Consider the following 21,302-nt stretch of genomic DNA (forward strand, 5'->3'; position numbering starts at 1 on the left):
TGAACTTCGGGTTTTGTGAACATGAGTGATAACGCTGCTTCTCCGGCCGTCCCGACACCTGCCGGCAAACCTTCCCGGCGCTGGCCGGCGCTGCTGATTGGCCTGGTCCTGGTGGCCGGGGTGGCGGGCGGTCTCGGCTGGCTGCTGCACAAGCCCAAGTTGCCGGCGGCTCTACTTGCCAGCGACAAGCTCGGCCTGAGCCGCCCGGACGCACTGCTGGAAACCCGCTCCCTGAGCCAGTTGCCCAAGGACCTGCTGACGGTGCCGTTCCTCAAGGCCACGCTCACCGAAGATTTCGTCTTCTATTACGAAACCCACGGTGACCGCCTCGGCCTGATCGGCAGCCTGCGACGGATCATCTACGAGCACGACCTGCAGCTGCAGGACAGCCTGATCGAGCAGCTTTTCGATCAGCCAGCCGATGTCGCGTTGTGGCGGGGCGCCGATGGCCGACTCAAGGATTTCCTGCTGGTGATGGATCGCGGCGGTCTGGCGAAACTGCTGGAGCCGCTGGCGAAAGTCGCGCTGGATGACTCGCAACTGAGCAAGTTCGGCACGCTGAAAGTCGGCAGCGACGAGGTGACGCTCTATCAGCTCAGCTACAACGCCAGCAAATCGCTGCTGTTCGCTTCGCGCGGCGACAAGCTGGTAGTGCTGTCCAATCCGGCCAAATACTACGACTCTGAAAACGGCGCCTCGGAGGAGTCGGGCCACGTGTCTTCACAAGCGCTGGCAGCGTTGCTCAATGGCGACAAACTGTTCCCCGAAGCCTTCGGTTTGGCAACGAAAGCGCCGGAAATCAAACAACGCCTGTCGGTGAGCTCCAGCGTGCTTGCCATGGGGTATCAGCGCTTCATCCCGAACTTCGCCGGCCTGCGTTTCGACATGGACGACAAGGGCTGGCACAGCTTTCTGGCCATGGACGAACTGGACAATCAGCCGGACTTCGATTTCAAACCGGTGTGGCAAGCCATGCCGCTGGGCGCCAGTGCCTGCGTGACCTTGCCGGTGGCGGCCGAACCGCAGAAACCATTGCTGGTGAAACTCGGCGCCGACGAGGCCGTGGCCGGACGCATGATCACCCACGTCGCCGGTGCCGCCGGGCTGTGCTGGTATGCCGACTCACGCCTGTACACGCCGTTGCTGGTGGCGAGCCTGAAGAACGAGGATACCGGCCGGATCGACGGTGAACTGGGTGCATTGTTCAGTTCGATGATCGGCGCGTATGAAAACAACGTTGAGTACCACGCATTCCCGGTGGTCGAGAAACAGGAAGGCCAGAGCCACGTGTGGCAGCGTCAGGTCAGCTCGAACTTTGGCCAGTACCCGGCCAAGGATGCCGAGAACCCGGACGCAATCACCGGCAAGGCGTTCATGAAAGTCAGCATGGCGCGTCACAACTCGACCCTGCTGTTTTCCCTCGACGACAAACTGGTGGAAAAGGCGATTGGCACCCTCGACAAACGCTTCCCGCCGATGGCCGACGTGCTGCCGAAAGACGTGCTGATGCCGATCTACTTCGGTCCGGATGCGATGGCGCAACTGATGCAGCAGGAAACCCTCGACAGTCTGCCGCAGGACATGGAGCCGGTGTTCTACAACGCCGCGCAAACCTACCTGATCCCGAAACTGCGCACCCTCGGCGGTTATGGCAAATACGCGCTGACCCTGCCCGAAGGCAGCGAGCCTGACGGCCACTGGCAATGGCTGCCGCTGGAATGGAAAGCGCTGTGACGACACTGATCCGCAGCCTCGGCCTGCTCGCGCTGCTGCTCAGCGCCGGCGCCCGAGCCGTCGAAGCGCCTGCACTCGATCCGGCACAGTCCCAGGTGTTCCGCGCCTGGTTCGTGCGCATCGCTCAGGAGCAACTGAGCCAGGGGCCGAGCCCGCGCTGGTATCAGCAGGACTGCGCAGGCCTTGTGCGTTTCGCCGCCAACGAAGCGTTGAAAGTCCACGACGACAAATGGCTGCGCAGCAATGGCCTGTCCAATCGCTACCTGCCCCCGGAGCTGACGCTCAGCGATGAGCAGCGCAAGCTCGCCCAGCAATGGCAGCAGGGCGGCGGCAAGGTCGGGCCGTACGTCAACGCGATCAAACTGATTCAGTTCAACAGCCATCTGGTCAGCCGTGACGTGTCCCAGGCACGCCCCGGCGACCTGATGTTTTTCGATCAGGGCGACGACCAGCACCTGATGATCTGGATGGGCCGCTACATCGCCTATCACACCGGCACGACCACCCCCACTGACAACGGCATGCGTTCGGCAAGCCTGCAGCAACTCATGACATGGAAGGACACCCGATGGATACCCGACGCAGCCAACCCCAACTTCATCGGCGTCTATCGACTGAACTTTCTCTCCCAATGACCGGTGCCCGCATGCTGCGACTCTGCGCTCGAATTCCCCTGCTGCTGGCGCTGTTGCTGCCACTGGCGACCGTCAACGCTGAAGATTCGGTGGAGCCGAGCGGCTACACGCCGGTCTCTGGTGAAAGCTTCTTCCTGCTGGCCGATAGCAGTTTCGCTGCCGACGAGCAGGCAATGGTCCGTCTCGAAGCGCCGGGTCGCGACTACCGCCGCTTCCGCATGGAACCGTACGGCGGCGCCGACATCCGCGTGTACCGCATCGACAAACCGCTGGATTTCCTCAAGCGCCAGAAGAACCTGCACCGCGTGGTCAGCGACGGTCAGTTCAAGGGCGAAGGCCTGTCCAACACCCTCGCGTACCTGTGGGACAACTGGTACCGCAAATCGCGGCGGGTGATGCAGCGTGCGTTCTCCTACGAATCGCGCAAGCAGGTCACCGAGGAAGTGCCGGAACTGAAGATGGGCAACGCCATCGCTGCGCCGACCCCGTACGACGCACAGCCGCAATTCGCGTTGATTCCGGGTCTGCCGGTGGTCAGCCAGTTCCGTTATCCGCTGTGGCAGGCCAAACCGATTCAGCCGCCGGCCGGGGTCAATCTGGCCGGGTCTTCCAGCGAGTTCGTCAGCGTTGCGCCGGGTAACGTGTACATCCCGTTGGGCAAGCTGAAACCGGGCCTGTATCTGGTCGAAGCGCTGGTCGGCAAGTACCGCGCGACCACCATGGTTTTCGTCTCCAACACCGTGGCGGTGAGCAAGATTGCCGGTGATGAATTGCTGGTCTGGGCCGCACGCAAACACGAAGGCAGTTCGGTGCCGAAGGTCAATGTGCTGTGGACTGACGGCCTCGGCGTGATGAGCAGCGGCGCCACCGATGCCGATGGTTTGCTGCGTCTGAAACACGTCAGCCCCGAGCGCTCGTTCGTGATCGGCGAGGACGAAGAGGGCGGGGTGTTCGTCTCCGAGAACTTCTATTACGACAGCGAAATCTACGACACCAAACTCTACGCGTTCACTGATCGACCGCTGTATCGCCCGGGGGATTGGGTGTCGCTGAAAATCGTCGGTCGCGAGTTCAAGAATGCGCGGGATTCGGTATTGCCGGGTGCGGCGGACGTCACGGTCAGCGTACTGGATGCCACCGGCACCGAGTTGCAACACCTCGACCTGAAGCTCGATTCCAAGGCCGGTACCCAAGGCCGTTTCCAACTGCCGGATAACGCCGTGGCCGGTGGCTACGAGATCCGTTTCAACTACAAGGATCAGGCCTACAGCAGCGCCTTCCGCGTGGCTGAATACATCAAGCCGCACTTCGAGATTTCGCTGAATCTGGCCAAGCAGGATTACCGCACCGGCGAGCCGGTGAAGGGCAGTCTGGTGCTGCTGTATCCGGACGGCAAACCGGTGGCCAACGCCAAATTGACCCTGAGTCTGCGTGCCCAACAACTGTCGATGGTCGACAACGAGCTGCAATATCTTGGGCAATTCCCGGTGGAACTGACCAGCACCGAACTGACCACTGACAGCAAGGGCAACGCGACCCTCGACCTGCCGGCCGCCGACAAACCGAGCCGCTACATGCTCACCGTGTTCGCCAGCGACGGCGCGGCGTATCGGGTCAAGACCACCAAGGAAATCCTCATCGACCGTGGCGCCGCAAGTTTCCGTCTGAGCGCGCCGCAACGTTTCAGCGCGGTCAACGACAAAGTCGCGTTCAGCTACGTCAACGAAGGTGGCAGCGAGCAAAGCAAAGCCGTGACCCCGAGCAGCTACAGCTGGGTGCGTCTGGAAGACCAGAGCACCGTCGAAGGCAAACTGGCGGCAACAGACAAGGGTTTCAGCATTGCCTTCGAACGTCCGGGTACTTACAACCTGACGCTGAAAGATCAGCACGGTCGCGTCCTCGGCGCCACCGGCCATTCGGTCACTGGTGACGGCGTCAAAGCGGTGCCGGGCACTGTGGAAATCGTCCTCGACAAGCCCGAGTACAAGGCTGGCGATGAAGCTCTGGCGCTGATCACGTTCCCGGAGCCGGTCAGCGATGCCCTGCTGTCGCTGGAGCGTGACAAGGTCGAAGCCACCGCGCTGCTGGCCAAGGGCGGCGACTGGCTGAAACTGGAAAAACTCAGCGACACTCAATACCGCGCACGCATCGCGGTGAAGGACAATTTCGCGCCGAACCTGACCTTCTCGGTGCTGTACACCAAGGGCGGGCAGTACAGCTTCCAGAACGCCGGGATCAAAGTGGTCGCGCCGCAAATCGACGTGGCGATCAGCACCGATAAAACCGTGTACCTGCCGGGCGACACGGTCACGGTTGACCTGACCACGCAGTTCGCCGGCAAAGCGGTCCCGGCGCATCTGACCGTCAGCGTCGTCGATGAAATGGTCTACGCGCTGCAACCGGAAGTCGCACCGACCATCGACCAGTTCTTCTACCACCCACGCCGCAACAACGTGCGCACCAGCGCCAGCCTGTCGTTCATCAGTTACGACGTGGCGTTGCCGGGCAGCCCCGGCGCGCCGGGCAAGGCCAACCGCAGCGAGCGTGGGGTGAAAGTGCTGGAGCGTCCGCGTCGCGAAGACGTCGATACCGCTGCGTGGCAACCGGAATTGCTCACAGGTGCCGACGGCAAAACCCGTTTCACCTTCAAGATGCCGGACTCGCTGACTCGCTGGCGCATCACCGCCCGCGCCATTGCCGATGACGGTCAGGTCGGGCAAAAGAAGCAGTTCGTCCGTTCGGAGAAACCGCTGTACCTGAAGTGGAGCGGGCCGAGCAAATTCCGCAAGGGCGATCAGCCGCAACTCGGTGTGTTCGCCTTCAGCCAGGCGGAAAAACCGGTCAAGGCTGAGCTGGTCACCCATTACGCAGGCGCCGAACAACGCCTGCCGGTAACCCTGAACAACGGCATCAACTACGTGCCGCTGCCAGCGTTTGCGCTGGCGACGGGTGAGTGGACTGCCGAGCTGGTGCAGGATGGCAAAACCGCGGACTCCCTGGCCGTGCGCCTGAGCGCGACCGGTGACGGCTGGCAAGTCACGCAAACCCAAAGCCTCGACGTGGCCAGCGGCGACACTCCGTTGAGCCTGCCGGCGGACGCCACTGACATTCGTCTGCGTCTGGATGACAGTCCGCAAGCGCTGTACCGTTCCGCGCTCGACGATCTGCTGAGCTACCCATACGGCGGCGTCGAGCAGACGGCCAGCCGTTTGCTGCCGCTGAGCATCGCTTATCCGTCGCTGGCGTCGAGCCCGCAGATCCGCGATCGCCTGCGCCTGATCATGCAGAACAGCCGCCTGCGTCTGGTGCAAATGGCCGGGCCGTCGGCGAGCTTCACCTGGTGGGGCTTCGATGGCGAGCCGGACGCGTTCCTCACCGCTTACGCCTACTACGCCGACTGGAACGCCAGCCAAGTGCTGGAACTGACCTTGCCACCGGAGCACTGGCAGCGAGTGCTGGAGGTCTACGCCAAACAAGCGCCGAACACGCCGCTGCTGCAGCGGGCACTGATTCTGTCGTTCGCCAAGCAGATGCACCTGCCGGTGAATACCCTGCTCAGCGGTTTGATGGACGATCTGGCCAAGGCCGGTGAGGGCAATGCCGAAACCCTGATGGACGACGGCGAAGACAGCCTGGTGATGAGTGACCCGGATTCGGCGCTCGGTCTGGCGGCGGCGCGGGTGTTGACCGCGGCGCTGGCGACTCAGTCGAAAGTCGCGTTGCCGGAGGCATTCAATCGTCAGGTCGGCGCGGCGCAACAACGTCTGGCGGTCAGTTCGCAGCCGTTTGCCGAAGCGCTGAACCTGTCGCTGCAAGCGTTCGATCAGGCCCGGGCGACGGCGTTGCTGCAACGTCTGCTGCCACAGCAATCGACCCTCGAGCGCGCCCTGGCGCTGAGCTGGTTGCAACGCAGCATCGCCGAGGCCTCGCCGACCATCGCGCTGATGCCGGGTGAAGGCTGGAAGAAAAACTACGGCGCGACCGGCGAGATGTTCTGGACCTGGCAGGGTGCGACGCCGGTGCCGAGCGTGTTGTCGGTGTCCGGCACTCAGGAGCGTCCGCTGCGGGCGGCGCTGAGCTTCCAGACCCAGCAACCGGCGGTCGATCCAATGGCCGTGACCATCACCCGGCGCCTGTCGCGACTGGTGCCGGGCGACGAAGCCTTCACCTTCAAGCTGGAACCGGTCGGCAGCAAACCGCTGTCCAGCGACAGCCTGTACCTGGATGAAGTGATCCTCACCAGCAAGGCGCCGAAACCGCTGCGCTACGGCATGCTCGAAGTGCCGCTGCCGCCGGGCGCCGATGTCGAGCGCACCACCTGGGGCATCAAGTTGCAGGGCAAGGACGGCACCGAACCGACCGCGCTGGAGAAAGCACGCTTCGAGCCGGGGCAACTGGCTTACGCGGTGCCGGTGGATGCGCTGAGCGGCGAATTGCGTCTGCGCCATCTGGTGCGTTTCTCGCAGAAGGGGCAGTTCAACCTGCCGCCGGTGCGCTTCACTCAGGTCTATGCGCCGCAGCATCAGGCCCAGGAAGCGAAAGCCGCCCTCGGTCAGGTCACGGTCAACTGACATGAACCGGCCGCTGCTGTGGCTGTTGATGTGTGTGATGCCTGCGCTGGCGACGGCGCAGGATGAGCCGTTGCGGCTGGCGTACAAGGGCGAGTTGCTGTCGTTGAATCACACGCAACTGATCGCTCGCGAACCGTTGCCGTCGACGCTGGATACGCCGCTGGGCAGTCTGTGGAAATTGTTCGTCTATGCGTGGCTGGTGGATACCGGTGCGCATGAGCCGGCGTATGAATGTCACGGGCAATCCAAGGAAGAGGTTTATTGCTGTTCGGCGGGCGGCAAGATCGAGCGCGATCTGGCGTTGGTCAAATCCTGCGGCTTGTACTTTGAACCGGCGCGATTGGGCATTGCTGCTGCCGATTGGCGCACGTATTGGCAGGCGCGGCAGGCACCGGCGTGGTTGCAGGATTTGCCAGCCGTGCAACCGGCTACCCGGGTTTCCGTGGCTGACTTGCTGAAGGTGTTGTCGGTGCTACCGGCGCAGGAGCAGATGCGCCGGGTGTTGCTCGACGTCGTGCTGAATGCGGCGGACGGCAATGTCGTCGGCGAACTCGGTGGTCGCCTACGGGTGAAAACCTGGAGCTGGCTCGGCGATCAGGATCCGCAATCGCGGCAGGGTGGTTTCGCCGGTTGGACGGCAGATGGCTCGCCGATCTGGGCCGGTGGACGTGGCACCAGTCAGATGGTTTTGCGCCATTACGGACAGGCGTTGGCGTCGGTGTTGCCAGCAACCTGGCCGGCCGAGGCGGGGCGTTGTGTTGAGGTCGGACTGTTCTCGCGGTATCCGGTTTCGCGAGTCCTGTCGGGTGAGCGCGTTGCTGGCTCCGGGCCTTTGCAGGGCGACTACCGCGTCGAATTCGCCAATGGCAATGCGCTGGATATCCACAGCGCCGGCGAACTGTTTCTGCTCAACGACAAACTCGTCGCACGGCTCGATCGCGAAGAATACGTCGCCCGCGTCCTTGAGCGTGAAGCCAAACCCGAACCCGCCGAAGCCGCCAAGGCGCTGGCCGTGGCGATCCGCACCTACTTGCTGCAAAACGCCACGCGCAATGGCGATTGTCTGAGTATCGACGACAGCAGCAACCGTCAGCGCGTCGCCCCACGCCCGGCTTCCGCCGAGTCGCGCAACATCGCGGCGTGGACCGCGGATCTGGTGCTGGCCGGCAGCACCGTCACCTATCACTCCGACCAACCCGGCCCGGACAAACTCGCCTGGCAACAGGCCGTCGAGCAGGCCAATGCCGGCCAGCGCTACGACGCGATTCTGCTGCACGCCTATCCGCGCGCCAGCCTCAGCCGCTGGGACAACCCGGTCGCCTCCTGCGAAGCACTGCCCGCCGCGCAAGACTGGCTGCAAAAGCAGCGTCGTGGCTGGCGTCCTAAGCTTGAAAGCGAAACCGGCTACAACGAAGTCAGCACCTTCGCCGTGTGCAAACTCGCTTTCGGTCGCCCCTTTGTCGATCGCGAACGCCAACGTATTTACGTGCGTGGCGTGCTGACGCTGCAGGATCGCCTCGACCTGACTCACGAATACCTGCACCTGGCCTTTGAAGCACATCCCAATGGCCAGGATGAAACCTACATTGAAGGGCTCGCCCGTCACCTCTTGCTGGAATAGACCATGACACTCCGTTATCCACAGGTCTTGCTGTTGCTCTGCGCGTTCCATGCATTGCCGATGGCAATGGCCGCCGACAGCGTCAAACTCGACACCCCGGTCGGCGGCTGGCGCACCGGCGCGCCCGAGGGCGAAGGCGAAAACTTCCGCCAGACCGTCAACTACCCGGCCTCCTCGGTGAACACCCCGGTCGGCCAGGCCAACACCGCGCGCATCCGTGGCGAAATCAAGGCCACCCCCAAGAGCAAGGAGCCGGGCCGGCTGATCGTCAACGGCGTCAGCATGCCGCTGAAAATTGACGACAGCGGCCACTTCGACCGTCCGTTCTCCTTCCCCAACGGCAGCAACAGCGTCGAAGTACGCAGCCCTGACGGCCAGCAACGCCATCGCACCCAATTCCTCAACGCCAGCGGCGGCGCCACCCCGGCCAAACTGCGCGTGCTGCTGTCGTGGGACAGCGACGGCACCGACCTCGACCTGCACCTGATCACCCCCGACGGCGCCCACATCTGGTACGGCGACCGCGTCGCACCCAACGGCGGTACGCTCGACGTCGACGTCACCACAGGTTATGGCCCGGAAATCTTCGCCATGCCGGCACCGATCAAAGGGCAGTATCTGGTGTATGTGAACTACTTCGGCGGCGGCTATCGCGGGGATGACGAGGGTGGGGAAGAGGCGGTGCAACCGTTGACCACGGCGCAGGTGACGGTGATTACCGAAGAAGGTACGCCGAGCGAGAAGATGGAGACGTTTGTGGTGCCGATGCGGGCGGTGGGGGAGTTGACGTTGGTGAAGGCGTTTAGTTATCCGTGATAAAAAATCTACTCGAAGCAGGTAGGAGTGGATTTCCGTTAGAAACAAGGTATTGGAGACGGGGATTTCATTTCTGTATTGTCAGTACTGACTTGACATTGTAGGTTGGAGCTCCTAGTATTGCGTTGACTGCCTTGCAGTATTGCTGGTACAGCTTGTACCCATGTTGCATCTAAAGGTAGATCTCACACAACTAGGAGAAGAAAAAAAATGAAAAAGAAACGACCAAAATTGTCGAAACACGCATTCACGACTGCGATCTTCCTCATTCTGAGCCCAAGCCTGAGCATCGATTTCAGACAATCCTCGTCAATCGCGATGGACGGTTCGCACCTCAGCAGTATAGAACTGTCGCTTAAAAGATCGGCTGCTGACCAGCGCGGATTGCTCGCAAAATGATCAAAAATATAAAATTATCCTCGATCGCAAAAATCTCCCTCGGACATACCTTCAGAGAAAAAGCTGAAGCTGTAACTTCAACAAGTGGCGTACGTTTGGTCCAGATCAAGGATGTGCGTGAAGGAGTATTGGAAGACATTGAGCAATTACCGTTTGCTGATGTTGATCCGGAGAAATTGAAAATTCATTTAGCTTTAAATGACGTCTTACTGCCTTTGAGGGGTAACAGAAGCGAAGCTATGATTTACAGTGTTTCGGATCCAAAAATCTTAGTCACTACGACAAATCAGGTCGCTATTATAAAATCTATAGATAAAAGTGTTATTCCGGCATATTTTCATTGGTACTTTAATTCTTCATTTGGGCGGAAGGCGCTTGAGTCAATTCGTGGAGGAGCCACCATTCCAAATATAAGTATTAAGAATTTGTATGAGGTTGAGGTGCCTGTGCCGAGTGTTGAAGAGCAGGTTGAGATATTGCGAGTGTATAGCAGTTGGAGCAAGCAGAAGGCAGTGTTGCAGGAGCTTTTAACTAATGGTGAAAGTCTCATGGCAAGTCTTTGCGCACAAATTATGGGGGTGGGAAATGGAAAATAATTTGCAGCGTCAGTTTGCTTTACTTATGTCCTCTGAGATAGAGCACCTTAAACTAAGGTTGGGCGGATCGGAGTTGGTCGAGCAATTAGTTCTTTTGATGATTGTCAGATACAAGTTTTTGGATCATAAGTTTGCAAGTAATGCGCCGGCGCTAGGTGGCTGGGAAGATTTCGATCAGTGGTTTGGGCGTGTCATTTTCGGCGGGGATCTTGGATCGGTTGGGTTTAGAGAACTTTGTTTTTCTGTACTTCAAAAAACATCTAGCTCTATGGGTATGGATTTAGGTCTGAAAAAAGATCTATGGAGACTGTGGCGTGGGTTGCAAGATTTACCATTCGAGCATGAGGGTGGTCGGCAGTTAATTGGTGAGTGTTTTGAATCGCTTCTCTTTATGTTTGCAGAAAGCAATTTTGGCGGGGCAGGTTATTCTTATACGCCGCGTGGCATCGTCGAATTGATGACGGACATCCTTCAACCCCAATCGTCGGAGGCTCTATATGATCCTGTTTGCGGTTCGGGTGGATTTTTAACTGCTGCCACGAATTATGTAAAGAAAAATTCAGGTGCTAGTGGTTTTAAGGTTTATGGGGAGGAAGTTTCTGCCGGTTCCGTTTTTATTGCCAAGGCCAATATGCTGCTGCATGGTGTGAGTGAAGAAAGTATTGTGCTCTCAAATAGTATAAGTAGCTTTGAAAGTGCGGTGAGGCAAGATAGCTTTGACTTGGTCATGGCCAATCCACCTTTTTCCATGCGGTGGAACGGTAATGGTGATGCCGATGCTTTTGAATATGGTGTGCCCCCTAGGTCTAATGCGGATTACGTTTTTCTTCAGAGAGCACTTTTTAGTTTGAAGAAAGATGGTCGTGGCGCGGTAATAGTTCCGACTGGAGTGCTTTCTAGGGGCGGTGTCGAAAAGGCGATTAGGCAAAAGATGCTGGCTAACAATAATATTGAGGCGGTTGTTTCCCTGCCGGCGAATACTTTTTATGGCACCGCCATAGCAGCCAATATTTTACTGATTCGTCGAGCTCGCCATGAAAGTGAGGTTCTCTTTGTTGATGCGTCTAGCTTTTTCTCAAAGGATCGTAATCGAAATATTATTCTTGAAGAAGGTGTAGGTAAACTTGCTGCTCTATGTATTGGTCGGGTGAGCGAGGGTGATGTTTCTAGGCTGGTATCACTGTCAGAGATACAGGCTAACGATAGTAATTTGAGCGTTTCCAGATATATTTCTAATGAAGTAGTTGCGGATAGCATGCCATTAGACGTGTTGGTGCAGCGTCAATCTGAGCTTGAACTTCAATTGACGAATCTCCAGCAGGAAATGTCGACACTTGTACAAAGTGTGATGGGGCGGTTTTCCTAGGTTTTTACACCAGAACGGAGTAAAGATTGCGGTAGCTGTCAGTGAGGAGCTCAGATCTAGATAAAGAAAATTCCTGCTGGCCAAAATAATGATAAATAGAGTTAATTGTTTGCGAGGGAACTACCGCTTAAACGCTTATTAAGCTAGGTGATAGAGCATCTTTTAGATACAAGTATAGGCCTTAGGGGGGGCTGTCCGGCGCGAGGGAAGTCAGGCGTATAAGCGCAATACCGAGGGCCTTATCATCGAACAGTTCGTTCTTGCGGGTAGCAGCTTCAACACTACCTTCGCAATATTGCAGCGCTTCACGCACCGCGGAAATCGTAGGGGATACTCCCTTCTGGCTACACAACCAACCGACCGTTCCCAATAATTCCAATCCGAATGGTGATTCAAATCCATCAATCAGCTCGGCAGTCTTCTCCAAAGCCTTGGAGTATACCTTGGCTTCATTCTTGAGATAGGTTTCCAAAAAAGAACTGCGCTTCTGGTGAAAACAGATCTTGTCACTGATGCCAGTGCCGCAGGCGCGTTTTTCGCAATGAAGATAGCTCCCATCGAGGTCATCGAGCAGATCCTGTAGTCGATTGGCATAGGGGCCATACTCATGCTCGAAAAACTTCAGATTAAAGGGACTTTCGATGTTCGAGAGCTTTTTGATAGCGCGCTCGAGAAACCACACCAGGATCTGGATCTCAAAAAGGCTGCACTCCATACCCAGCACTGAGTAGCGTCGAACAAGCTCCGCGATAAGCGCGTGAGCGGGAGTAAGTTTTTCTTTAGCTGTTCGTTCGGCCACATATCGATATTGCTTTGAAGGCTCGAATACTAAGACATCAGCATTCAGATCCCCCAACACTTCGACAATCTGCTCACGTACTTCAGACCACCTCAAACCGCCGTTACCAGCACCCAGAGGCGGGACGGCGACAGATTTCACGTCGTTCTCAAGCAGAAACCGGCGTAGATCATGCAAGCCTTCAATTATCCACTCCATTTGCGACGGTGAACGCCAATGGCGTTTGGTAGGGAAGTTCACGATCCAGCGTGGGCCATCGAGTTCATTGGTGGCCGTCACATGCATCTTGCCGGTTTCTACTTCCTTCGCTTTACACGCTGTTGCATAGAGGCGGTAATTTTGCGCAAAGCGTTCTTTGAACATCAATGCGATGCCCTTGCCCATCACGCCTACGGTATTCACCGTGTTGACGAGGGCTTCGGTGTTGGCTTCCAGCAGGTTGCCTTGGGTAAATCTGATCATTGGAAATACCATCTGAGGAGCGCACGGATAAAGGCTAATTCACTGGGCTTTTAACACTCACTCTTCGTCAAAATAATCGCGGTCCAGCGTCGGCAGCCGCAACAAACGCGATGTCACGCCCACCTCATGATCCATCATCAGATGCACCAGCCGCGTACCGTCTACCAGCACAATTCCGTCCACCGATTTGGCAAAGTCGACAGCGTGCGCTGTGAAGCCGGACGTAGTGATGAAAACGCCACGCTTGGCTTTTTGCCCCGCGAGTGCTCCGTAGAACGCCTGCAGTTCAGGCCGGCCAACCGTGTTCTGCCAGCGCTTGGCCTGAACGTAAACCTTCTCCAGCCCCAATTTATCGAGCGAGATAATGCCGTCGATACCCGCATCACCGGAACCGCCGACACGTTGCAGATCATTACGACTGGCGCCGTAACCCAGGCGATGAAGCACATCCAGCACGATCACTTCGAAGCGGTTGGGGCTGACTTGCAGCAAGTTATCCAAAAGGTCGGCCGCCGTGGCATCGCGCAATTCTTTTAGCGCTCGCTCCAGTCGGTCGTCGGGGCTTTCGGTGGCGGAGGCCAGATCTGGCTCAACGTTTGGTTGGTCATCCAGTGGCTCGGCATCAGGCGCGACTTTCAGCTTCACATTCATGTAGCCGATTGCTAAATGCTCCACATCCTTGGCCGACAGCGGAAATGCATGCTCCTTGGCGTACTGCACGCCTGCATCGGTCAATTTCCAGTAGCCGCGTTTGGCACTGCTGGAAAGACCGGCACGCTTGAGACGGTCGTGCGCCCAGCCTGATCGGTTCTTGTAGGTGGCCTGACCACTCGCGATCAGCTCCTCACGCTGCGCTTCTTTTAGTTGCAGCATTTTGGCTGCCGCTTCGTGAGCGTCCCGAGCAATTGCACCCTCGGGTCTTGTGGCGAGAAAACGCAGGATCGGCTCAATGAACTGATCGTAGGTTGGAACGGACATGGCGCATCCCTGTGCTGATGGGTGTTTTTGAACTGACCGGCGGGCGAGTATAAATTAACGCTCGCTGAGGATGCCTTCGAGAGTAAGCGCTGATGCCGTGAAAGCGTAAGCCGCTGTGTCCCAGCACACTCACACATTGAATGACTGACCGGAAAGGGTTTTGTCCTACAGAACATCCCTGCGCAATAAATTCCGCCGTCTGGCATACGCAAGCTTTGCCCAGGCGCTATCATCCCCCACTTTTTAGCGCCTGCTGATCGGGCGCGTGAGCTATGGAGCAACACACGGTGATCACCGGCGAACTCAAAAGCAAAATCGACGCAATCTGGAATGCCTTCTGGTCGGGTGGTATCTCCAACCCGATGGAGGTCATGGAGCAGCTGACCTATTTGCTGTTCCTGCGTCGTCTGGATGAATTGCACACCCTTGAAGAGAACAAGTCCAATCGTCTGAAGCAGCCGATGGAGCGCCGCATCTTCCCCGAAGGCCTGGACGCACGGGGCTGCAATTACAACGATTACCGCTGGTCGCACTTCAAGAACCTGGCGCCGGCTGACATGTTTGAAGTCATTGCCGATCACGTGTTCCCGTTCCTGAAAACCATCGGCAGCGATGACTCCACCTACAGCCATCACATGCGCGATGCGCGCTTCACTATCCCGACGCCGGGGCTGCTGGCCAAAGTGGTGGACTTGCTCGACGACATTCCGATGGAAGATCGCGACACCAAGGGCGACGTATACGAATACATGCTCGGCAAAATTGCCAGCGCCGGGCAGAACGGTCAATTCCGCACGCCACGACACATCATTCAGTTGATGGTTGAACTCACCGCACCGCAGCCGAACGACGTGATCTGTGATCCGGCCAGCGGTACTTGCGGCTTTTTGGTCGCGGCGGGTGAATATCTGCGTGAGAAGAATCCAGGTCTGCTGCTGGATGCTGCGCAGCGTGAACACTTTCACCATGGTATGTTCCACGGCTTCGACTTCGACAACACCATGCTGCGGATTGGCAGTATGAACATGATGTTGCACGGGGTGGAGAATCCGGATATTCGTTATCGCGATTCTCTGGCGGAAAATACGGCAGGGGAGGCTGAGCATTATAGTTTGATTCTGGCGAACCCACCGTTTGCCGGGAGTCTGGATTATGAAAGCACGGCAAAAGATCTGCAGAGGATCGTCAAGACTAAGAAGACCGAGTTGTTGTTTTTGGCGTTGTTTTTGCGTTTACTTAAGCCAGGTGGCCGTGCGGCAGTAATTGTGCCTGATGGTGTGATGTTTGGATCGAGTAAGGCGCATAAAGAGTTGCGTCGCATGATCATTGAAGATCATAAGCTAGATGGCGTCGTCAAACTGCCAAGTGGCGTATTCAAGCCTTATGCGGGGGTTGCGACTTCAATCCTGTTATTCACAAAAACCAATTCTGGCGGTACGGATAGCGTTTGGTTCTACGATCTGCAAGCCGATGGGATGAGCTTGGACGACAAGCGCACGCCGTTGCTCAGTGAGGACAAACTGGGCGTTGCTCCGAGCATTGCGCTGAGCGAAGAGGATCACTCGAAAAACAATCTACCTGATGTGTTAACGCGCTGGAATGAACGGAAGGGAGCGGAGATCTCTCGCTCGCGTACAGCACAGAGCTTTTGCGTGCCGAAAGACGAAATTGTTGCGCAAAGTTATGACCTCAGCATCAGTCGCTACAAAGAAATAGTACATGAGGAAGTAGAACTCAGAACTCCTGCGGAAATATTTACTGTATTGTCCAAGCTGGACGAGAAGATCCGGCAGGGGATGCAAAACCTTCGAGGAATTTTGGAATGACCTTGCCTGTTACAGTTACCTTGGGTGAGGTGGCAACGTTTATACGCGGAATAACGTTCAAGCCCGAAGATGTTGTACCTGTTGGAACTGAAAACTCTGTGGCTTGCCTACGTACTAAAAATATTCAAGCATCACTTTCTTTGAGTGATGTTTGGGCTGTGGATGAGCGTTTGGTAAGGCGCGGTGATAAAATTTTGCAATCGGGTGATATCTTAATTTCTAGTGCCAATAGCTGGAATCTGGTGGGGAAGTGCTGCTGGATTTCGGAGCTTCCTTGGAAGGCAAGTTTTGGTGGGTTCGTTACTGTGCTTCGAGCGAATCCTGAAAAGATTTTTCCACGTTTTTTATATTGGTGGTTTTCTTCAGATCGAATCCAGGCGCTGGCAAGAAGTTTTGGGAATAAAACTACTAGCATTTCAAATTTGAATATTGAACGTTGCTTGTCTCTTTCATTTTCTCTGCCGGATTTACAGCAGCAAAAACGCATAGCGCAAGCTCTGGATCAAGCTGATTCTCTTCGCCTTATGCGCCGTGCGGCCATAAGTGAGCTTGAGAATCTCACCCAAGCTATTTTTAACGAAATGTTTGGTGATCCGTTTGACAATCCACATCAACTGCCCGTCAGTCCTCTCATTGATCTTGTGTCGCCGCTTCGGCCGATCAGCTATGGGATTCTTATGCCGGGCCCTGATCAAGATGAAGGCGTTAGCTACGTGCGGGTTGTTGATATGAAAGATGGAGGAATAGATATCAAATCTGTTCGTAAAACTACCGTCGAAATATCTACTGCGTTTAAGCGTTCGCTTCTGAAGGAGGGGGACATCCTCATGTCTATTCGAGGACATGTTGGAAGGTTGGCAAGTGTGCCTCCAGAGCTTGAGGGGGCAAATATCACACAGGATACTGCTCGGTTAGCTGTTGATGAGTCGAAGGTATTACCTGTTTTTGCTAGGGAGTGTCTGCGTACCGCAGGAGTCCAGCGCTGGATGGCTAAGCATATTAAAGGTGTTGCTGTGCGAGGGATAAACTTAGCGGATGTTAAAAGAATCCCTGTAATATTACCAAGTATAGAGAGGCAGGAGGAGTTTGTTCTCAAAGTGCGTTCGATAGAGTCTTTAGTCTCAATATATCGGATTCAACTTGATCAATTAGAGAAATTATTTTCCGTCCTCCAACACCGCGCCTTCCGAGGCGAACTCTAACCCATGCGCGGTTCCCTGCTCCCAGTCTGGTCCCGAACCTGGCGCGAGCTCTGGAGCCCCTTGGCACGGCACGGATCGGCGCCTGCCGATCTGTTCTGCGAGTTGTACCGGGCGTTAATGCCTGCCTTAAAAACGCCCCCATCCATGGCCGCTCTGGCCGAGATCATCGACGATCCACCTCAGAGCGTTCGAGCCTTCCGGCAGATCAGCGCCGATGACCTGATCGACGAATCATCCCTGCTGAGCTTCCTGCAAACCGCCTACGAAGTGCTCGACGAACTGGCCGGCGACGCACTGGCCAATGCGTATTTCAATCGCCTCGCCAACTTCATCGACACCTACAACCTCAACTATGAACTACGCCGCCCCTGTCGGTTGTATCCGACAGTCCTCGGCCTGTTCGCCAATCTGGTTCAAGGCCTGCGCAACAGCAACGCTGAGCATCCGCACCTGCATACCCTGCAAAGGGATTTTGACGAAGCCTTTCGCGACCTGCACGACAGGGGCGGTGAAGGACGGATCAAAACCTGCCTGCAGAAACACATCAATTTGCTGGAAGCCCTCGGTCGCAACAATCCGCAGGTCAATGAATACGCGCTGTCGAGCATCTGCGACCAACTCCCGCATTGGCCCCACGCCAAGGTTCGCCAAGCGCTGAAAAGCCTCTATGGTTTCACCTGCGACTATCCCGGCATCCGCCATGGCGGTAAGCCCGGTAGCGTTGAAGGCAATATAGAGATGCGCGATATGCTGGCACTTTGTATCCTATTCACCGGATTCACCCCCTACCTGACCGATCGGCTGGACGTTGCCGCCATATTTCAAGGACGTTGATATGAGTAACTTTGCCTTCTTGCGCGCTGAATGGCCCGGGCTGCATGCCGAGGCGCTGAAGGCTGAAGCCAATGTGCTGGCGGATCCGCGCACGTCCTGCTTCTATGCCCGGCGCACGCTGGAGTTGCTGGTGGCGTGGCTGTTTCAGGCTGATCGCAGCCTGAAACAGCCGTACAAAAGCGACTTGTCGGCGTTCCTGTTTGAGCCAACATTCAAGACCCTGACCGGGCCGATGCTCCACGCCAAAATGGAAGTCATCCGCAAGCGCGGTAACGATGCCGTGCACAGCGCCCGGCAAGTGCGCGAGCAAGACGCCAAAGCGGTGCTGAGCGAACTGTTTCATGTGGCTTATTGGTTGGGACGGCATTACGCACGCAGCGCGGCGGGCAAACCGGATGGCGCATTAAAGTTCGACTCGGCGCTATTGCCCAAGCCGCCGCAAATCGCCGCCACGCAAACTCAGGCGCAACTGCAAAAGCTTGAACGCGAACTGGCTCAACGAGACGCCGCGCTGGCGCAAGCACAGAAGAAAAATGCCGCGCTGGATCAAGAACTGGCCCAGCTACGTGCTGATGTGGCCGCTGCAAAAGCCGCCAACGCCAGTCAGCCGGATAACCACGATTACAACGAAGCACAAACCCGTGACCTGTTTATCGATCAGTTGCTGCACGAGGCAGGCTGGCCACTGAATGCCGCCCGTGATCGCGAGTTCGAAGTCGCGGGTATGCCAAATAGCAAAGAACAAGGTTTTGTCGATTACGTGCTGTGGGGTGACGACGGCAAACCGCTGGCGTTGATAGAAGCCAAGCGTACGCAGCACGATGCCCGCAAGGGGCAGCAACAGGCCAAGTTGTACGCCGATTGCCTGGAGGCGATGTTCGGCCAGCGCCCGCTGATCTATTTTACCAATGGCTACGAACACTGGCTGTGGGATGACTTGCTTTACCCGCCACGCCTCATTCAGGGCTTCCACAAGAAGGCCGAATTGGCGCTGCTGATTCAACGTCGTAGCAGCCGCAAGAAGTTGGGCGAGGCGACGATTGATCCGCTCATTGTCGAGCGGCACTACCAGCAACGGGCCATTCGCCGTATTGGTGAAACCTTCGAGCAGGATCACCAGCGCAAAGCGTTGGTGGTCATGGCGACCGGGGCCGGCAAGACCCGGACAGTCATCGCTTTGAGCGATTTGCTGATGCGCTGTAATTGGGCCAAACGCATTCTGTTTCTGGCAGACCGAGTGGCCTTGGTCAATCAGGCTGCGAATGCGTTCAAGAAATTTTTGCCCAACGCGGCGCCGGTCAATCTGGTGACTGAGAAGAACACCGAGGGACGAGTCTACGTCTCGACCTACCCAACGATGATGGGCCTGATCGATGAGAAGCAGGAAGGGCAGCGGCGCTTCGGTGTCGGTCATTTCGATCTGATCATCATCGATGAGGCGCACCGTTCGGTGTACCAAAAGTACGGCGCGATTTTTTCCTACTTCGACGCGTTGCTGGTGGGACTGACCGCAACGTCTAAAGATGAAATCGACCGCAATACCTACAGCCTGTTCAACCTCGAAAGCGGTGTACCGACCGATGCATACACGTTGGATGACGCGATTGCCGAGCGCTATTTGGTCAGGCCGCGTGGGGTTTCGGTGCCGCTAAAGTTCCAGCGCGAAGGGATCCGCTACGACGAGCTGCCTGAAGACGAGAAGGATCAATGGGACGAACTCGAATGGGGCGAAGAGCAAGAAGTCCCCGACGAGGTCAGTGCTGATGCAGTCAACCGCTGGTTGTTCAATACCGACACGGTCGACAAAGTGTTGCAAACGTTGATGGAGCGTGGCCACAAAGTGGCGGGCGGCGACCGGTTGGGCAAGACCATTATTTTCGCCAAGAACGATGCTCATGCTCAGTTTATTGCCGAGCGGTTCGACGCGAGCTATCCGGACAAGAAGGGTGCTTTCGCTCGGGTGGTGACTTATAAAACCGATTACGCACAATCCCTGATTGATGATTTCTCGATCAAGGACAAAGCTCCGCACATTGCCATTTCGGTGGACATGCTCGACACCGGGATTGATGTGCCGGAAGTGGTTAATCTGGTGTTCTTCAAGATCGTTCGCTCTAAAGCCAAGTTCTGGCAAATGGTTGGACGTGGTACGCGATTATGCGATGACTTGTTCGGGCCAGATCAGGACAAAGAAGATTTCTTCATCTTTGATTTCTGCCAGAACCTGGAATATTTCAACCAGAACCCTGAGCCAACTGAGGGCACGTTGAGCGAGCCACTGGGGCAGCGTTTGTTCAAAGCGCGTTTGCAGGTGTTGGCGGCGCTGGATCGACGCCGAAAGAGTGTTGATGCCAGAGAGTCTTGCGGCACCTACTCCATCATCTATAGCGACGATGAACTGCGTGATGACATTGCCCGTGGTTTACACGAGCGAGTCAGTGCCATGACGCTGGATAACTTTATGGTTCGACCAAAGCGTTACTGGGTTGAGCGGTTCTCCGCTGCCAGTATCTGGAAGGATCTCGGTGACACCCAACTGCAGGAGCTTGCCGAGCATCTGTCCGGGCTACCGACTCAGTTGGCGGAGGAGGATGAGGAAGCCAAACGTTTCGACCTTTTGCTACTGAGACTGCAGCTTTGCGTTCTCAATGCCGAGCAAGGCTTCGCCAACTTGAGCGAAAAGGTTCGGGAGCTGGCTGAGGCGCTGTTGGGCCAAAGCAACATCCCGGCGATTGCTGAGCATTTGCTGATGGTCGAGGCCGTGGCGAGTCAGGAATGGTGGGAAGACGTAACGGTTTCTATGCTCGAGCAGGCGCGTCGCAAACTACGCAGCTTGATCAAATTGCTGGAAAAGGGACGAGGTGTTCGCGTCTATACCGATTTTGAAGATGAGCTGGGCCAAATCGACGAAGTGATCATGCCTTCGATGGTGAACCCGGCAAGTTTCGAGCGTTTTCGTGACAAGGCCCGTGCGTTTCTGAGGGCGCATCAGGATCATTTGTCTTTGCAGAAGCTGCGACGGAATCAGCCGCTAACTGCGCTGGATCTTGAAGCGCTTGAGCAGATGTTGGTTGAAAGCGGGGCGGGTGCAGGCGAGATCAGTCGCGCGCGTGAACAAGCTAAAGGCTTGGGTTTGTTCATTCGCTCCCTGGTGGGATTGGATCGCGACGCGGCAACTGATGCGCTATCGGGCTTTTTGGCAGGAAGAGCACTGAATGCCAGTCAGATCGAGTTCAGCAATTTGGTGATACATCACCTCACGGAACATGGGGCGATGGATGCGAATCTGCTCTATAAATCGCCGTTCACCGATATCACCCCTAAAGGGCCAGATGACTTGTTCGACTCAAAACAGGTGGATGAGTTGTTCGCGGCGCTTCAAAAGATCGAGGCTGGTACCCGCGTAGCTTAAGGCTCATCACTGCATTTATAGACATGGATTAAAAGGATTAAAAGGAGCTGC

14 protein-coding genes are annotated in these 21,302 nt (G+C 56.5%); 12 read left to right on the forward strand and 2 right to left on the reverse strand.

What is annotated here, in order from left to right:
- The first annotated feature begins 21 nt into the window (after window positions 1-21).
- The 8 genes from JFU48_RS10620 (at window position 22) to JFU48_RS10655 (ending at window position 11,738) form a co-directional block, all read left to right on the forward strand.
- A complete protein-coding gene (locus JFU48_RS10620; RefSeq protein ID WP_201136465.1) occupies window positions 22-1,734 on the forward strand; it encodes a DUF2138 domain-containing protein in 1,713 nt (570 codons plus the stop codon).
- Complete coding sequence (locus JFU48_RS10625; RefSeq protein ID WP_003228618.1) at window positions 1,719-2,369, forward strand: DUF1175 domain-containing protein; 651 nt, start codon at window positions 1,719-1,721, stop codon at window positions 2,367-2,369. The genes JFU48_RS10620 and JFU48_RS10625 overlap by 16 nt, the downstream gene beginning before the upstream one ends.
- Window positions 2,366-6,940: an alpha-2-macroglobulin family protein gene (locus JFU48_RS10630; protein ID WP_201136466.1), complete on the forward strand. Its 4,575-nt coding sequence runs from the start codon at window positions 2,366-2,368 to the stop codon at window positions 6,938-6,940. Before JFU48_RS10625 ends, JFU48_RS10630 begins: the two co-directional genes overlap by 4 nt.
- Window position 6,941: 1 nt before the next feature.
- On the forward strand, window positions 6,942-8,561 hold the full coding sequence (locus tag JFU48_RS10635; protein WP_201136467.1) for a DUF2300 domain-containing protein: 1,620 nt from the start codon (window positions 6,942-6,944) through the stop codon (window positions 8,559-8,561).
- A gap of 3 nt (window positions 8,562-8,564) precedes the next feature.
- Window positions 8,565-9,377, forward strand: a complete 813-nt coding sequence (locus JFU48_RS10640) for a YfaP family protein (RefSeq protein WP_201136468.1) — start codon at window positions 8,565-8,567, stop codon at window positions 9,375-9,377.
- 210 nt (window positions 9,378-9,587) lie between these two features.
- The gene (locus JFU48_RS10645) at window positions 9,588-9,776 is read left to right on the forward strand and encodes a hypothetical protein (RefSeq protein ID WP_003228609.1); all 189 of its coding nucleotides are present in this window, start codon (window positions 9,588-9,590) and stop codon (window positions 9,774-9,776) included.
- Window positions 9,773-10,372, forward strand: coding sequence for a restriction endonuclease subunit S (locus JFU48_RS10650; protein WP_003228607.1), 600 nt, complete (start codon window positions 9,773-9,775; stop codon window positions 10,370-10,372). Before JFU48_RS10645 ends, JFU48_RS10650 begins: the two co-directional genes overlap by 4 nt.
- Window positions 10,362-11,738: an HsdM family class I SAM-dependent methyltransferase gene (locus JFU48_RS10655; protein ID WP_201136469.1), complete on the forward strand. Its 1,377-nt coding sequence runs from the start codon at window positions 10,362-10,364 to the stop codon at window positions 11,736-11,738. Before JFU48_RS10650 ends, JFU48_RS10655 begins: the two co-directional genes overlap by 11 nt.
- Window positions 11,739-11,919: 181 nt before the next feature.
- Here the strand turns inward: JFU48_RS10655 and darG are convergent, their stop codons facing one another.
- Together darG and JFU48_RS10665 are read right to left on the reverse strand one after the other, a co-directional pair.
- Complete coding sequence (gene darG, locus JFU48_RS10660; RefSeq protein WP_201136470.1) at window positions 11,920-12,999, reverse strand: type II toxin-antitoxin system antitoxin DNA ADP-ribosyl glycohydrolase DarG; 1,080 nt, start codon at window positions 12,997-12,999, stop codon at window positions 11,920-11,922.
- A 57-nt stretch (window positions 13,000-13,056) separates the two neighbouring features.
- Complete coding sequence (locus JFU48_RS10665) at window positions 13,057-13,977, reverse strand: restriction endonuclease (RefSeq protein WP_201136471.1); 921 nt, start codon at window positions 13,975-13,977, stop codon at window positions 13,057-13,059.
- 287 nt (window positions 13,978-14,264) lie between these two features.
- On the opposite strand from JFU48_RS10665, the gene JFU48_RS10670 reads away from it, so the two are divergent.
- Genes JFU48_RS10670 through JFU48_RS10685 form a run of 4 tightly spaced genes read left to right on the forward strand, consistent with a single transcriptional unit; the run spans window position 14,265 to window position 21,251 of the window.
- Complete coding sequence (locus JFU48_RS10670; RefSeq protein ID WP_201136472.1) at window positions 14,265-15,803, forward strand: N-6 DNA methylase; 1,539 nt, start codon at window positions 14,265-14,267, stop codon at window positions 15,801-15,803.
- The gene (locus JFU48_RS10675; protein ID WP_201136473.1) at window positions 15,800-17,005 is read left to right on the forward strand and encodes a restriction endonuclease subunit S; all 1,206 of its coding nucleotides are present in this window, start codon (window positions 15,800-15,802) and stop codon (window positions 17,003-17,005) included. The genes JFU48_RS10670 and JFU48_RS10675 overlap by 4 nt, the downstream gene beginning before the upstream one ends.
- Window positions 17,006-17,008: 3 nt before the next feature.
- Window positions 17,009-17,839, forward strand: coding sequence for a hypothetical protein (locus JFU48_RS10680; RefSeq protein WP_242486629.1), 831 nt, complete (start codon window positions 17,009-17,011; stop codon window positions 17,837-17,839).
- Between the two features lies 1 nt (window position 17,840).
- On the forward strand, window positions 17,841-21,251 hold the full coding sequence (locus JFU48_RS10685) for a DEAD/DEAH box helicase family protein (RefSeq protein ID WP_201136474.1): 3,411 nt from the start codon (window positions 17,841-17,843) through the stop codon (window positions 21,249-21,251).
- Window positions 21,252-21,302 lie beyond the last annotated feature (51 nt).

Origin of the sequence: Pseudomonas sp. TH49, from assembly GCF_016650625.1 — a bacterium.
Taxonomy (GTDB): Bacteria; Pseudomonadota; Gammaproteobacteria; order Pseudomonadales; family Pseudomonadaceae; genus Aquipseudomonas; species Aquipseudomonas fluorescens_H.